Source organism: Kitasatospora sp. NPDC003701 (assembly GCF_053587085.1).
Map to the genome: position 1 here is coordinate 1 of NZ_JBSFNM010000052.1, position 14,661 is coordinate 14,661.

10 protein-coding genes and 2 pseudogenes are annotated in these 14,661 nt (G+C 72.2%); 4 read left to right on the forward strand and 8 right to left on the reverse strand.

The window, feature by feature from the left end:
- Positions 1-1,432: 1,432 nt before the first annotated feature.
- Positions 1,433-1,603 (forward strand): hypothetical protein, encoded by a 171-nt coding sequence (locus tag ACWDRR_RS33650; protein ID WP_449776055.1) that lies wholly within the window; start codon positions 1,433-1,435, stop codon positions 1,601-1,603.
- A gap of 410 nt (positions 1,604-2,013) precedes the next feature.
- Here ACWDRR_RS33650 and ACWDRR_RS33655 read toward each other — a convergent pair whose 3' ends face one another.
- Together ACWDRR_RS33655 and ACWDRR_RS33660 are read right to left on the reverse strand one after the other, a co-directional pair.
- Positions 2,014-2,235 (reverse strand): hypothetical protein, encoded by a 222-nt coding sequence (locus ACWDRR_RS33655; RefSeq protein WP_449776056.1) that lies wholly within the window; start codon positions 2,233-2,235, stop codon positions 2,014-2,016.
- A gap of 2,179 nt (positions 2,236-4,414) precedes the next feature.
- Positions 4,415-5,503 (reverse strand): HEAT repeat domain-containing protein, encoded by a 1,089-nt coding sequence (locus ACWDRR_RS33660; RefSeq protein WP_449776106.1) that lies wholly within the window; start codon positions 5,501-5,503, stop codon positions 4,415-4,417.
- Between the two features lie 102 nt (positions 5,504-5,605).
- Between ACWDRR_RS33660 and ACWDRR_RS33665 the strand changes: the two are divergent.
- The 3 genes and pseudogenes from ACWDRR_RS33665 to ACWDRR_RS33675 all read left to right on the forward strand — a co-directional run.
- Positions 5,606-5,707: pseudogene (locus ACWDRR_RS33665) on the forward strand (TnsA-like heteromeric transposase endonuclease subunit); the annotation flags it as partial.
- A gap of 263 nt (positions 5,708-5,970) precedes the next feature.
- Positions 5,971-6,606, forward strand: a complete 636-nt coding sequence (locus ACWDRR_RS33670; RefSeq protein WP_449776057.1) for a hypothetical protein — start codon at positions 5,971-5,973, stop codon at positions 6,604-6,606.
- A gap of 889 nt (positions 6,607-7,495) precedes the next feature.
- Positions 7,496-7,633, forward strand: coding sequence for a hypothetical protein (locus tag ACWDRR_RS33675; protein ID WP_449776058.1), 138 nt, complete (start codon positions 7,496-7,498; stop codon positions 7,631-7,633).
- A gap of 697 nt (positions 7,634-8,330) precedes the next feature.
- Here the strand turns inward: ACWDRR_RS33675 and ACWDRR_RS33680 are convergent.
- From ACWDRR_RS33680 to ACWDRR_RS33705, 6 genes and pseudogenes are all read right to left on the reverse strand, one after another.
- Positions 8,331-8,978 carry a hypothetical protein gene (locus tag ACWDRR_RS33680; protein ID WP_449776059.1) on the reverse strand — a complete coding sequence of 216 codons (648 nt, stop codon included), beginning with the start codon at positions 8,976-8,978 and terminating at the stop codon, positions 8,331-8,333.
- 216 nt (positions 8,979-9,194) lie between these two features.
- On the reverse strand, positions 9,195-9,869 hold the full coding sequence (locus tag ACWDRR_RS33685; RefSeq protein ID WP_449776060.1) for a leucine-rich repeat domain-containing protein: 675 nt from the start codon (positions 9,867-9,869) through the stop codon (positions 9,195-9,197).
- Between the two features lie 209 nt (positions 9,870-10,078).
- On the reverse strand, positions 10,079-10,948 hold the full coding sequence (locus tag ACWDRR_RS33690; protein ID WP_449776061.1) for a helicase associated domain-containing protein: 870 nt from the start codon (positions 10,946-10,948) through the stop codon (positions 10,079-10,081).
- 70 nt (positions 10,949-11,018) lie between these two features.
- Positions 11,019-11,792, reverse strand: coding sequence for a hypothetical protein (locus ACWDRR_RS33695; protein WP_449776062.1), 774 nt, complete (start codon positions 11,790-11,792; stop codon positions 11,019-11,021).
- Positions 11,789-12,574: an AAA family ATPase gene (locus ACWDRR_RS33700; protein WP_449776063.1), complete on the reverse strand. Its 786-nt coding sequence runs from the start codon at positions 12,572-12,574 to the stop codon at positions 11,789-11,791. The genes ACWDRR_RS33695 and ACWDRR_RS33700 overlap by 4 nt, the downstream gene beginning before the upstream one ends.
- 176 nt (positions 12,575-12,750) lie before the next feature.
- A pseudogene (locus tag ACWDRR_RS33705) lies at positions 12,751-14,282 on the reverse strand (transposase).
- Positions 14,283-14,661 lie beyond the last annotated feature (379 nt).

Consider the following 14,661-nt stretch of genomic DNA (forward strand, 5'->3'; position numbering starts at 1 on the left):
CGCGGTGCGGGACGGCCGTTGGCCGGACCCGGCGTCAGCCCGCCGGTGCGGCGAGTTCCCAGACGGTGGTGGTCTTGAGCGCGGCGTCGGCCGGGGGGTGCCGGCTACGCCGTCACCGTGCATGGTGTGGCCTCGGCTGCGCCTCGGCCGGTGGGTGGGTGGTTGGGGGAATTCGCCGATGGCGAATTCGCGGGTACGGCACGCGCCGTTGTGGCGGGCGTCTGGCGTCGCTGCGCTCCGCCTATCCGGTGGCATTGTGCCGGTCCTACGGCCCGTCAATCGGTCGGCTTCCCTTCCTTGTTGGGCTGGTGTTTTCACGGCCCTACGGGCCGATTGGCTGGCAGGGTTTCCCGGGCTGCGCCCGGGGGTGAGCGTTGACGATGTGACGCGAAATTCGGGTAGTGGCCCATCCCTCCGGACGGGCGGGGTGCCGGCCGGGGCCTGCGGCCCCTCGTCGTTGACGATGTGACGCGGACTTCGGGTACCAGTCACACCCCCACCCCCGAGGGCCCTCCCCCGGTCCCGGCCGGTGGGACGCTCGGGGGCGGTTCCGCCTTGTGGTTGCTGGGCTGACGGCCCATCCTCCACCCCCGGAGCGGGGCCTGCGGCCCTCGGGAGCAACCTCCGGGCCACCGGTCCGGCTCGGCCTCCCCCGCCCCGGTGGCGGGCCCTCACGGGCGCCCCGCACGGCGGTCCCTGACGGGCCCTCAACCACAGACTCCCAACCGAAATCCGGAGAGTTTTCGAGAGGTTTCCGGCCGCGTTTCCGAGAGCGTTGTACAGCTCTATCAAAGCGGGCCCCAGACAGGCGCGAGACGCGAACAGCCAACCTCACGGAAACCGTCCATCCAGGCTCTATCCGGCAGCGCTCTCGATGGGAATGCGGATTTCTTTCCACTCTCTTTCAGGCGGCAATCAGAAAGCCTTTCGGAGCGCAGCGGACGGAAATCGAATTCAGGCACACCGGAAAGGGGCCTACGGTCCTCGCCGCCGACACGGAGACCGCCGTTCCAGGCCGCCGAGGAAATCCCGCTCGACGTCAACGGAGCAATTCCCGGAACAGCGACACCAACCCGAACACCGAACCAGGACGACGCCAAGGCGGGCCCCGAGACGGCCGAACAACCCCGGAGCCGGGACCGCCAGGACGACAGCCTGGACGGGCGGCCAGGGCCCAGCAGCAGGCGGGCGGGGCGCCACCAGGGCGGGCGCGGGCAGGACGGCCTGGCGGCCGACCAGGACGGCGGCCAGGACCCAGCAGCCGGGCGCGGCACCGGGCGACGCGGGTGGGAGTCCCCGGAACGGCCTGCCCCGGGGTCTTTCACCCCCACGAGGTAGAAGGAGCGTTGAGACCAACACTCCTCGGGAAAATCACCGGGCGGGTCGCGCACGGTCCGCCCACTCCCCAACCACGCCCTTCTGGAGGCCCACCATGCCCACGCCCGCTGACCCCCACCCTGGAGATCCGCAGGGTCGTAGGCACGGTCGCCGCGGCTGGCCCGGCCCTCGCGCCTACGCCGTCCGCGCTCTGCTCGGCCTCGCCACCTCGGCCGGCGGCATCCCGATCTGGCTCCTGACCCACTACTGGCTCCCCGGCCGATGAGTACCCCCTTCCGCCCGGGCCCCGGGCACGCACCCTCAGGTGCGGCGGCCCGGCCACCTCCCAGCGTCAGCCCCGGACCGATGCCGCACGTGGTCCTGCACGGCCGGGAACCACTGCTCGCCGGCCTCGTCCCAACCCCCGAAAACCAGTCCGCCACCCGAACATCAGCCGCAAACCCACCCCGGCCCCTGTCGCACACAGACCACAGCCAGAGGTCGAAACGCGTCCGCCCACGTCACAACACACGACAGCACCCCACACGACAGGGAGACGCGACAACCCACCGGCCGCCCAGGACGGCGCCGGGACGGCCTCCCCGCACCACCACCACAGCCACCAGAACAGCCCCCGAGACGGCCTGACGGCCTCTCGACGGGTGGCTGGGCGTGGGACCCGCGGTGCCGCTGGTCTCAACGCAGCAGTCGCAGCAGCAAGGCCGCCCCTCCGTGATTCCTCGTCTCACGGTCGGTGTTCCCTGTACTTCGGACACTGCCGACCCGCCTGTCCCGGGCGTCGTAGACCCAGCCGTTGCTCATGACCCTGCCGACCTGCCTGTCCTGGAGGTCGAAGACCCAGCCGTCGCTCATGACCCTGCCAACTCGCTTGTCCCGGGCGTTCAGAAGATCACTCACATCCGGCTCCCGCAGCAGAGACCCAACAAGGCTTCAGTCTCAGCGCGTCACGCCGAACGACACAAGGCCACTGCCAGTCCAAGCGACTTCCCGGACCATTGGCGCCGTCGGTGTCAGACTCCGGCCTCCGCCCACGCGGCCAGTGGAGGCGCAGCGGGACGGCCTGGCGGCCGACCAGGACGGCGGTCAGGGCCCCGGCAACGGACCAGCGGGGCCCACCACCGGGCGGCGCCGCAGGCGGGGCGGGCACGGGCACGGCCCAGCCAACGGGAACGGCAGGCCCGGCCCGGACGGCGGCGACCAAGCAGGGCACAGCAGGCCCGGACAGCGCGGGCCCGACCCCCACCAAACCGAACACCAATCCCGCCACCACCTCGCCAACCACGATTCCGAACCGAATTCAGACCACCACCAGCAACCAATCCAGCAAAACAACCCAACGAAATACCCGGCGGAACTCACCCCCATTCCACACCCAACAACACCCCACCGGCCCTCGAGCGGGCCGACCCAGCCCCCGACCCCACCAACCACCACACACAGTCATCAGAGCAGCCCGGCCACCGACCCCGCAGGACGCACCAACAGGTCCAACCAAAGGTCCAGACAACTAGGCCTACGAGGCCATTTCACGCCCACAGCAGCCAACAGGTCACACCCTGCGGCCCGCGGGGCGGGCGGGAGAGCAGGACCGCGGGCGCCGGCCGGCGACGTCGACCGACAGGCAGGCAGACCGCGGGACGGCGCAGCAGCGCAGCGCGGGCGGGCGCGGCGTCACGGCTGCCCGGACCGGCCGACGGGCCGGAACGGCAGCGCAGCGGCGGAACAGCACCGGCAGGCGGGCAGGCCCGGACGGCGGGCCGGACGGCAGCGCAGCGACGAACGGGCGGCAGGCCGGGCCGCACAGGCCGGTGCGGACCCCGCGCCGGCGCAGCCGGCAGGAGCTCCGCCCGGGACCACCAGGACACCCTCGACGGTGGGCACCACGCGGGGCCGTGACCGGGCTGAACCGGTAGTCCATGCTCAGCGGGCCGTCCGCGTACAGCTCCAGCAGCGCCAGGAGCCGTGTCCGCCCAGGTCCCAGGCCGAGTCCCTCCAGGAGCTCGCGGTGCAACGCGGTGTCGGCTCTTCGCCGGGCTCGACGCGGCCGCCGGGCAGGAAGTGCTGGGTGCCGTCGGGGCGCCCGCGCCGGATCAGGGCCAAGCGGTGTTCGTGGAACAGGACAGCACACACCCGGGTTGGGGCCGGGCCGGCAGCCGGGCAGACCAGAAGCAGCGCCGCGGCGAGCCGAGCAAGCAGCCGGGCGTAGCCCGGCCTGGACGACCCGGCCCGGCAGGCAGGGCCGGCCCGGCAGCAGCAGGCCGAACGACGGACAACCCGGAACGCAGGACCGACCCGCGACGGACCGAGCTCCCCTGCACCCCCCGCCAGCGCGACACCCCGGCAACAGACCGGGACGGGACGGCAGACCGACCCAGGCCGGAGCACGGCGGGGCGGGCCGGCGGGCGGCGAGCGGCGAGCGGGCGGGCGGGGCGGGCAGGGCCACGGACAGTGCGGCCGCGGGCGGCGCGCAGCAGTACAGCGCCGGCAGGTGGCCGGCCCGTCGACGGCAGCCAGTGGCGGCCGGCCGGAACAGCATGCAGCGCAGCGGCAGGGTGGAGGACCGGGACCGGAACGGCAGGCAGGGCGGCAGCACAACGCCGGCAGGCAGGGTGGCAGGGTGGCAGGGTGGCAGCGAGCCGGACGGCAGGCAGGGCGGCAGCACAACGCCGGCAGGCAGGCAGCGGGCCGGACGGCGGCACAACAGCAGGCCAACCAGGCCCCAGCCACCCCAACCCACCCAGGCGCATACAGGGCTCCCATCCAAACCGCAGGAACCCCCACCACTTCTCATGGCATCCACAAGTTCTCGATCAACCACCAAAACCCCCAGGTCAAACCACCCGGACACCCGGCCAGCCACACCCCCTCAACCAGCCTTTCCCCCCGAACACGACCCCACCGCGGGCCTGGACCTTCTCAACCAACCCATCAACCCCCAGCCCGAAAACAACCCTGCTCAGCCGAGCACCGACCCGCCACAACAACCAACAGGTCACACCCAGCGGCCCTTCGCCGGGTAGAGCTTGGCGTGCAGCACCCGCACCTCCCACGGATCATCCGGAGTGGAGTGGCTCCTCAGCAGGCGGCCATCCGGAGGGCCACTGGCAGCGGGACAGCCGGGTTGCGGGCGGCATTCTCGGCGGTGGCGGGGTCGCGGAGCAGGGCCGCCAGCGTCGCGGCGGGCAGCGCCGGGTGACGGGCGGCGACCTGACGGACCGTCGCGTCCGGGTCGTCGAGCAGGGCGAGGGCCGAGGCCGGCGATAGGCGCGGGTCCTCGGCGGCGCGGGCCCGGACCTCCGGGTCGGGGTCGGCGGCCAGGCGGACGGCCAGCGCGGGCCGCGCGGCGGGGTCGTCCAGGGCGAGCAGCCGTACCCGGGGCCGAGGGTCGTCGGCGAAGCGGCGTAGGCCGTCGCGGGGGAAGTTGGGGTGGTTGCGGGGCTGGCCGGGGAAGGAGAAGCTGCCGGGCCACCAGCTCCACACGTCCAGTAGGGTCTCGGCGGGGGCATCTGCGCAGGACTCGGTGAGGAACAGCCGCACTACCCGGTCCTCGTCCCGTCCGAGGCGGGCGGCGACGTCGGCGGGCAGATGGGGCGCGCGGGCAACGCTGCGGCGGACCCAGCGGTTCGGGTGGGCGGCCAACTGCCGCATCGCGTCCGGGTCGTGGAACAGCGCGCCGACCCACCAGAGCCCGTACGTCCGGTCCTCGGCGGGGATCTCGGGGACGGTGTCGGCCAGCGCGGTGATCTCCGCGGGCGTCCGGGGCGGCACCGCGTCCGGACCGGGCGGGCGCGACACCCCGACCGCGGTGCGCTCCCCGCGCGCGGCGAAGTCGTCCCGCATCTCGCGCAGTCCTGCGAGCAGGGCCGCGCCGGCGCCGCGCCCGGCAAGCGCGTCCAGCAGCCGCTCCCACTGCCCGGGGGACAGCGCCCCGGACTCGGCCACCCGCCCCCACACCCCTTTGGACGGGTGCACGACAGCCGCGTTCAGCACCGCTGCGGGCAGCCCCCGCCGGCACAGGAAGTGCAGTTCGTCGCCGTCCAGCAGGACGAGCAGCACCTCGGCCGGGGCGTCCGCCCGGCTCCCGAGCCCAGACCGCCACCGCCTGCGCAGCTCCGCCCCCGGCGTCACTCCCGCCAGGAACGTCTCCCACACCCCGTCGCTCATCGGGCCAGCCTAGGCGGTCACCGGGGCGGCGGGCCGGGAGCCGGGCCAGTACGGGGGGCTCACCGTCCCAGCCCCTGCCCCTCTCTCCTAAGACGAGATCTCCCGGTGCGGCTGCTGTGGCGCGAGGACGACGGCACGGTCCGTTCCTGGGTGCCGCAGCTGTTCGCCCGCTACGCGGACGGCGGGGCGCTGCTGGCCGACTGCCTACCCCCAGGTCAACCAGTCAAGGCAGCCAGCCGGCAGCATCCTTCAGAACCGGCCCCGCCCCGAACACGACCCCGCCACGGCCCGGTTCTTCTCAACCAACCCATCAACCCCCAGCCCGCAAACAACCCTGTTCAGCCGATCACCGACCCGCCACAACAGCCAACAGGTCACGCCAGGAGAGCTACCGCCGGGTACCAGCGATTGGATAACCCTCCGCAACATTGGCGTCATTGTCAGTGATGGGTGCGACCATCCGTCTCATGCCATGCCGCGCCTTCCTCACCCTCACAGACGACGACTTCACGCGCCTCGCCCGCCTGCCCGGCGGAGAACTCGTCGACGAAGACCACTACATGTGCGACCTGTACGCAGACCACCCCGGCCCACACATCGTCCTCGCCGACCACTGCGCACTCGACGAAGAACCGCCCTTCACCTCTGTCTGGCTCAGCTGGGATCCCACCGGCTGCCAGCTGGTCACGGGCATCTCCTGCGCCGACTGCGCACTGCCCGCCTCACATCCCGACGGCAGCGGCTGCTCCGCCCCCCGCTACCCGCACTGCGGCGTCACCACCACGATCACGGCCGAGGAAGCCGAACGCCTCAACAACCTCCCGAACGCCGCCCACGAGATGGGAACGGAGCAGCAGTGCCAGATCGAAGCCGGCCACTCCGGTGCGCACTTCACGCTCCTGCAGAGCCAGGAGCAGGAAGGCATGCCGGAGGCCGACTGGTGGCTGGTCTGGCCCGGCACCGAGGAACCCTACGAGATCACCGTGCTCGAACCGTGCCCGTACGTCGGTGAGGAAGAGGATCTCTGCCTACATCCCCTCGGCCACGAGGGAAGCCACGACGCCGGCCCCTTCTACCACGCGGGCATCCTGGCAGTCCGCTGACCAGCTGCGAAGCTCCAAGGCCACTCCCCCGTGGTACGGCCCTTGGAGCTTCGCAGCTCGCCGACCAGGGCGCGGCGGTGGCGGCCACCTTCCCCGAGGCCCGCCGCACGAACACGAAGGCGCCGGACGGCGACCAGCTGCGTCCGCAGGGCGCCGACGTGACGACTGATAGCCAACCGGTCCAGATCGCCTGGTGGAATGCACAGACCAGGCACTTCACATTCGATGGCCTGACGACGGTCTGCAAGAGGAAGCTGCCCGCGCAGGCACGAGTCAGCCGCGAGGAGCCAGAGTGGTACCTGAGAGGAAACTGCTACAACTGCGCGAGCCAGCTCTACTCCCGTTACCGGGACCTCGGGCTCATCTGCCCGCGCAACGGCCGGGACTTCCCTCCCCGGTCCCGATGCCCGCACCAACTGGCCCCGGAGACCTGCGTCCGCTGTACCCCTGCCGCGGCGCAGAACTGGCCATGTCCCATTGGGTGCACCGATCCGGTCGACCATGACCCGCTTCACCGATACACGAAGTGCACGGTGCGTCCGCCACGACGTGAGCCAGTCGCTGAGGGCGAACACTGTGTCGGCGGGTGCGAGACCGTTGAGCGGGCGATGCACCAGGCGAATCCAGGGCTGCACTTCGATCTAGCCGACAGTGCCTCAATGCTCTGCTACCACTGTGATCTGGAGGTCGAGGGGTGGTGGGAATGACCCCTCGCTGCCTACCACCGAGCCTGGTCCGGCGGGCCGCCCCGGGGTCAAGGCAAGGCTGCGCAGTGCACGGTCGCAGGTGCGGCAGACCCAGGCGTGCCACTGGGGGCGGCCATCGCTCACCCGGAGCAGCAGGGTGCCAGTGTGTGGGGAGCGTGGCGGCTGTAGGAGCACCGCACAGGGTGATCGTCGCCGGGTCCTCGGGGGTGTCCGGGCCGGAGCCGGCGGCATGGACCAGGCGCACCGCCTCCGGCAGCGCCATCCGCAACATCAACGGCGTCCAGCCCGGCTATCTCGTCGCTCTCCGGCCCACCGGGTAGACCGACCTGGCACTCGGTACAGCCCGGCCACCGTTCGGAGCGCGACAGAGAGCACCGACCAAGCCGCAGCTACCCGCCCGCCCCGCGCCCCGACAGATCCCTCCATAGGTCCAGACCGCACCGCATGTGGGGCCAACACACGCCCCACAACACCACCAGGTCACACCCACGGTCCTTCGCCGGGCAGAGCTTTGCGTGCAGCACCTGGTCCTCCCACCACGGGTCGTCTGGAGTGGAGACCAGCACGGCCACCAGCTCGCGCATGGTCAGGACCGGCAGCACCAACGGGCCCAGCTCCTCCACCTCCCGGTCGCTGACGCACCGCGGACACTCGAGCCGGTCAGGGCCCGCCTTCCCGCCGATCGAGCCCCGACACGTCCAAAACCGGCGCAGCACGGCGTTGACGAGGCGGGCGGCTTCCAGTTGCTCTTCAGCCTCCCGTTCCAGCCGCTCCTTGCGTTCCTACGGACAGGCCTCCTCGTGGGGAAGGCGGACCGGCAAGACCTGCTGTCGCGCGGTATCGAGGAGGACCAGCAACCGATAGCGGTCCGTAGGCCCGCATGCCCAGGCCTGGCTGGTCAGAATGGCGGGTCGCCGGGGTCCCGGCCGCCGCCTGGCCAGGGCTGGCCAGTGACGTACGGGCTGCGGTCGTCGTCACCGGGCCGGGGGAGACCGGTGGTGTCGTGGCCCCAGGCGATCAAGGCGTCAAGGGCCTGCCGGCGTCGCCACCGCGTGTCGCAGGTGAGTAGGAGGAGGTGGCGGGCGCGCTCGGCCAGGCCGTCACGGTGCCCGGCCAGGTCCGGGTGCTCGGCGAACGCCAGGGCGGCGGACAGCGCGGAGTCGGCGACCGCCGGGTCGGGGTCGTCGAGGTACGCGGGGCGACGGCCTGGTACAGCCCGGGTCTCAGGGCACGCACGGCAGCCATCGCCGGGTATCCCTCCAGGTGGTCCTCGGTGGAGTGCCGCTGGCCGGCCTCCACGCAGGTGTCGTCGCTGTCGCGGGCGACATCGGCCAGCCAGTCCGGCAGCAGCCCGCACGCCCTGTCCGCCGCCCCGGGATACTGCTCCGCGCGGCGGGCCAGGACAGCCGCGACGCACAACGTGGCCGGCGCGGTCGCCTCGTAGATCGTGTTCTGATGCCGCACCGGCTCAAGCGCGCCCAGAGCGTCCCCGGTCTCCTCCACGGTCAGGTCCGGGCCGAGAAGCCGGGTCAGGACCTGAGGCAGCGTGCTTCCGGTCCCGAACGCTGTCTGCAGCGCCGGCCAGTCGGTCCGGCGCAGCACCGTCTGCGGGTCGGGCAGGGGCTCGGGGACGGGCCGGGCGGCGTGCGGGTCGGAAACGGTCACGGCCGGACTCTACGACCAGTCACCGACACCACGAGGACCGGCCGCAGCCGGGTGGCGGGCGGGCTGGCCAGGTACCTGGTGGGGGTGCCCGACTTCGCAGTGCCCGGAGCTGCGAGACCGGCTACCGCGCGCCTGCAGTCAGCTGACGGGGCGCTGCGGCGTTCGTGCCCGACGCGTGAGCGGCCGCTTCCCAGCGCTCGGGCCCGCTGAGGGATCTCACCACCCGGGGGGCGGCTGGACGATGGTGGGGCCGCCGCGGTGAACCGTGGCAACGTGTCCGCGGGCAGGGGCGGGCAGCGCATCGACGCACGCCTGGGAGCAGGCGTTGACCAGCAGCGGCAGGACGTCGGTGGCGACCAGCAGGGAGATCCACACCTGCTGCAGGTCCGCGGGCTCGACGAGCCGCGCGCAGACGCTGCAGGACTGGATCGCCTCCGCTCCCCACAGGCCGGGATCCAGCCGGTGGGGGTTGAGCCGTGTCGTGTCGGGCGCCGTCGGCGCGAGCAGCGGAAACTGCGGGCGGTACTTGAAGTTGCCGTACAACGCACGGGTGCTGACGGTGCTGCGGACCAGCTTCGGGCACCGCGCCAGCTCGTACGGGAACCAGTGCAGGCGGCGGGAGGTGTACGGGGTGAACTCCTCCAGGCTCTCCATCGCACCGACCTCCGGCGGGAGCCGGACCAGATTGCTGCCGTACAGCACCAGGTGCCGGACAGCGGTGAGCTTCGCGATGGTTGGTGGCAGCGTGATGACCTGGCGCCGTTCCTCGGCGCTGAGCTCGACCAGGGGTTTGAACACCTCGCGGCCATCCGCGGCCGCCTCCTCGATCAGAGCAAGCAGATGCAGCCAACCCGGCGCCTCGGTGTCCTGACGTTCTGGGTGGAACGCCACGGGCAACTGCCGAGCCGACCTGCCCATCCCAAGGCACGCACACCGGTCCCGGTCCGCCACCTGCCCGGCCGGGCCAACAGCATCCGCCCAACGGTTCCCGAAAACGCGCGGCTCCCCACCCTCACCCATGATCCGCACCCTACCCTCCGTCCTTCGGCGAGCACGGAGCCTGAACGGTCCCGCCGGGCATGGCCGGCCTGTGGCTCGGGTCAGGTGGAGCGGACTGTGCTGAGGGAGTTCAGCAGTTCGATCTGTTGCTGGTTGAGTTTCTTGTCCGCGGCACGTCGCGTCTGCCGACACAACCAGGCACCCGGGTGGAAGTGGGGGTCGGTGGGGTGGGCGGTGCGGTTGGCCGGTCCGGTGAGGGTGCCTCCGGCGGCGAGGTAGGCGGTCATGCGTCGGTAGGAGCGGTTCCAGCCCGGTTCCAGTCGCCACAGGGAGTCCAGGGCGTCGAGTGCTTTCTGCCGGTGTTTGGTCAGCTTGTTGGCTCTGCGCTGGGCGGCCATCCAGGTGCCGAGCGGGTAGCCGTCGAGTGTCTGTGCGACGGGGATGGCGAGGTGGCCGGTTCGGGTGGCGAAGGCGCGGGCGTAGGCAAGACCGCGCTCCCAGGCGTTCGAGTCGTCGTTCCAGATCATCCCGAGCTCGGCCAGGCGGGAAATCCAGATAGGGCGGAGCCGTGCTTCGCCGTACAGGTGCCGCTGGCGGGCGACCCAATGGGCCAGTTCCCGGTCCACGCCGTTGCCAGCGGGATCCAGGTGGCCGTGCTCTGCGGCGAACGCCGCCGCCACCGCGTACATGCGCTCCCACTCCCGCCGGACCGTGTCCTGCGCCCGCGCCCGCGCCCGCCGTCTCCTCGGGGCGGGGCTTCCCCGGCGCAAGCGGCGGCTGGACACCTTGGCGGCTGTCCTCTGGCCGGGGCGGTCCGGCAGGGAACCGGCGACCCTGGACCGGTCGGCCGGCCAGTCGTGGCCCGGGTCTATGGACGGGACGAGGCGGCAGTGCTCGGCGCACTGCAGGAGCAGGGCCGGTGAGCTGCCGGGTGGGGCGAGGAGGTTCGGGCCGGTGTCTACCAGGCGCACGTAGCGGGCGGCGCTGTCCAGCAGGGGCAGGGCCCAGGCCGGCAGACGGTGGGTGGCGCAGCGGGGTGGGTCATGGAGGGTGATGGTGGTGTGGTGGGGGTCGTAGTCGGCGGGGGTGGCGGTGGCGAGGTGGTGGTAGGGGGTGCCGGTGGCCAGGGCGATGGCGAGGGCGGCGGCGTGCTGGGGGGTGGGCGAGGCGGTGGATGCGTTCGACGGCCCGGTTGAGGAGGAGGTCGGCGGGGAGGGGTCGCGGGCGGTGGCGAGGGGTGCAGGCGCAGGAGGGCGGGAGGGCGTGGGACCGGGCGAGGCGGCTCAGGGCGGGGAAGGCGAGGCGGGCAAGGGTGGTGGGGTGTGGGATGGGCGGGACCGGCGCCTGGGGGAAGGGATCGGGCGGGATGTTCGGGGGCAGGCCGGTGGTGGTGCGGTGGTCGGTGGCGTGGAGCAGGTCGGTCAGGGCCCGGGGTGGGGTGCGGTGGCAGACGATGGTCAGGTGGACGCCGGTCCGGTGGTGCAGCTCCAGCAGGTGATGCCAGTTGGGGGCGGTGAGCAGGTGGGCGCGCAGGATGATCAGGTGCCAGACGGGCAGGGTGTGGATCCACGCCGCCGCGGCCGCACACAGGAGAGCGGGCTGGCGGGTCCAGGGGCCGGGGGCCGTGTAGGGCTTTCCGAGGGCGGCGAGGACATCGAGGGCGAGGTCCTCGGGGTGGCCGGCGGCCAGGGTCGGGTGGACGGTGATCCGGCCGACGCCCGGTCGATGGGCGGCCAGCGCCGCCCGGGTGCAGGCCGCTTCGTCGCCGACGTCCAGGGCGAGGGTGATGACACCGCGCACCGGGTGCAGGGTCACGTCCCGACGCCGAGGCGGCCGTAGACCTGGCGCAGCAGGTGCTCGTCCACGCAGGTGCGGCCCTGGGCGGCGAGGCCGTCGGCGGCGAGTTTGGTGATGCGGGCCCAGGCACGGAAGTTGCCGTGGGCGGCCTGCTTGTCGACCAGGGAGATCAGATCACGGTCGACGCCTGCCCATAGCGGGTGGAAGGCCGGGATCACTTGGAGGACCTCCGGGAGGGTGAGCGGGACGGCGTGCTGCCAGATGTAGATGCGGGAGGCGAGCATCGGCTCGCGGCGCAGCACCTTGGCGCAGCCGTCGCCGCCGGCGAAGACGACGGCGATGTCGGTTGAGGGGTCGTCCCACAGGTAGCGCCAGTACTCGAAGCACTCGCGGGACATCCACTGGGCCTCGTCGCAGACCAGGACGTGGAAGCCGCGGGCCAGGGCGCTCCTGAGAATGGTGTCGAACTCGATCGGCCGCCCCGGCGGCTCGCCGGGCAGGCGCAGGGCGCGGAACAGCTCGTGGCGGATGTCGCGCGGGGTGGGCCGGGCCCGGAACGCGATCCGGTAGGAGTTGTCCGGCGCGAGCAGGCGCAGCGAGGCGTTCACCGACAGGGATTTGCCGTTGCCCGCGGCACCGACGATGCACATCATCGCCTTGGCCGCGAGGGTGGCGGCGATGTTGTCCTGGGCGGTGCGCAGCGCCTCGGTGGCGACGGTGCGGGCGCCTTCCAGGTGCAGGTAGTGGTCGGCGCGCTCGGGCGGCAGCATGCCGGGGCGGACGGTGTACTCGGTGGTCACGGCGGCGGGCTCCTACGGACTCAAGAGACAGGAACGGGCGGGGCAGATGAGGCGCCGGCAGGTCTGAGTGGGGTCACGGCCCGGCCGGCCGGGGTGAGGCGATAGGCGGGGCTTGAAACGGGGCGTTGCAGGACACGGATGCGACTGCGGTGCGGTGTGGTGCGGGCTGCGGCTGTTCAGGCCGGCGGATCCGCTGGGCCGCCGTCGGCGTGCTCGGGCTCGGCATGCGCTCTGGTGCGGGGCAGGACCCATTCGTCCGGGACCGGGGCGTGCGGGAGCAGCCCGGGCAGGGCCAGCGCCCGAAGGTCCCGGCCGTCGGCTGCCGCGAGCTCGGCGTCGGCCTCGGCTGCGGTCAGGGTGCCGAGCGGCTGCGGCGGGGCCGGGCTGGTCGCAGCGGCGAACCGCCGGCGGCGCAGTTCCTCCGCGGCCTTCAGATCCGCGCGCAGTCGGCGGGCGGCGGCGGTGCGGGCCGCTCGCAGAGCACGTACCTGTTCCGGGCTCGCCTGCTCAGCGAGATAGGCGGCGCCGAGGTGGCGGCCGGTGGACGCGTCGAAGACCTCGATCTCGCCGTCGTGGTGCGGGAGATGGCGAAGTCGGACCTTCGTGCCGGTGTGGCCGACCATCCAGGGGGCTATGTAGGCACGGCGGCGCCAGGAGATGCCGTTCGTGGTGATCGTGCGGGTGCGGCCGTCGTCCTCCAGGGCGAAGAACGCGAGGTGCTCGGGCGGGACGTCGCGCAGCGGCGTCGGGTCCGCGTTCCACGCTTCGAGGGGGGTCAGGCCGCCCAGGGCGGCCGGGTGGTGCTCGGTGTTCCACCAGCGCACCCAGTCCAGGAGCAGCGCGACGAACGCGGCGAACGCCAGCGGCGGCGCGTCCCGATCAGCAAGCCGGCCTCCGGTCAGTTTCTGACGGTGGGTGTAGCGCGGCAGGGAGACGAGGAACATCTCCTCGACCGCGTCGTTCAGCGTCTCGACCGTGCCCTTCAGGTGCGGGCTGTAGGCCGGCAGGTCATGGACGGGGACGGCGAACGCACTGAGCGCGGCGGTCACCGTGGCGCACAGGAACTCCTTGCCCCGGTCCACGCGCACCAGGGCAGGCAGGCCGCCCGCAGGGCCGAACGGTTCGGTACGGGTGATCGAGGTACGCAGCGCGGCCAGCACCGCGTCCCTGGACGGAGCGTGCGGGGTCACCGCAACCCCAGTGATCATTTTGGTGGCGCAGTCGATGAACCAGGTGATCCACGGACACACCAACTCGCCCTCGACATCGACCTGCACCGGCACGTGCTTGTGATCGCCCTCCCAGCACGCGTTCCTCCACAACGCCGGCCGCTTCCCGAACACGTCATAAGCCCGGCGGGCCGCCTCCCCACCCCTCAGGCCGGCCCGCTCCCCCACCGACAGATCCCTGCGTACCGCCCGTTGCAGGGCGCGCAGCGATGGAACGGAGACGTTGGGATTGTCGGCGGCCTGAGCGACAAGCTCGCGGTGGACCGCGGCGGTGTTCCCGCCCCAGAAAGCCAGCAGACGCCGGACCTCCGGGGTGAGAACCGTCCGCTCGCGCGGCCGGGCCGAGAGCCGCCCCTCCGTGCGGGCGGCAGCCACCCAGTACCAGACCGCCCTCTCCGTCATCCCCACGCGGATGCCACCAGCCGCACATGAGCGGTCGTCAACTCACCCCGGCTGTCCAGATCCATCAGCCGGGCCACCGATCCCTCACGCCCCACCACGGCGGCCGGTCCTGACTGCCGCGGATCGGGTGACGAAGGCTGGTTGGCCAGTCCCGACATCACGGCACCTCCGGTCCGCTGAAACGACGCTGTCGTCCGACGGAAGCGAGACTGTCCCGCGGACCGACCGCTCATCCCGACACGCCGACCAGCACCACACGATGGACGGAACCACCCCCGGCGCCGTGTTTCAGCGGGAGCAGCACATCCGGAGGCCGGGGCCTTCGGCGGCCGGAGCCGTGGGGTGAGGACGACGGCATCGTTCAGCAGCACGACGTGGCTCGTTGCAGTTGTCCCTGGGACACCGCCCGGCGCGTCTCGTCAGCACGCCACGGTCTACTCCCCCGCGGTCTGCACG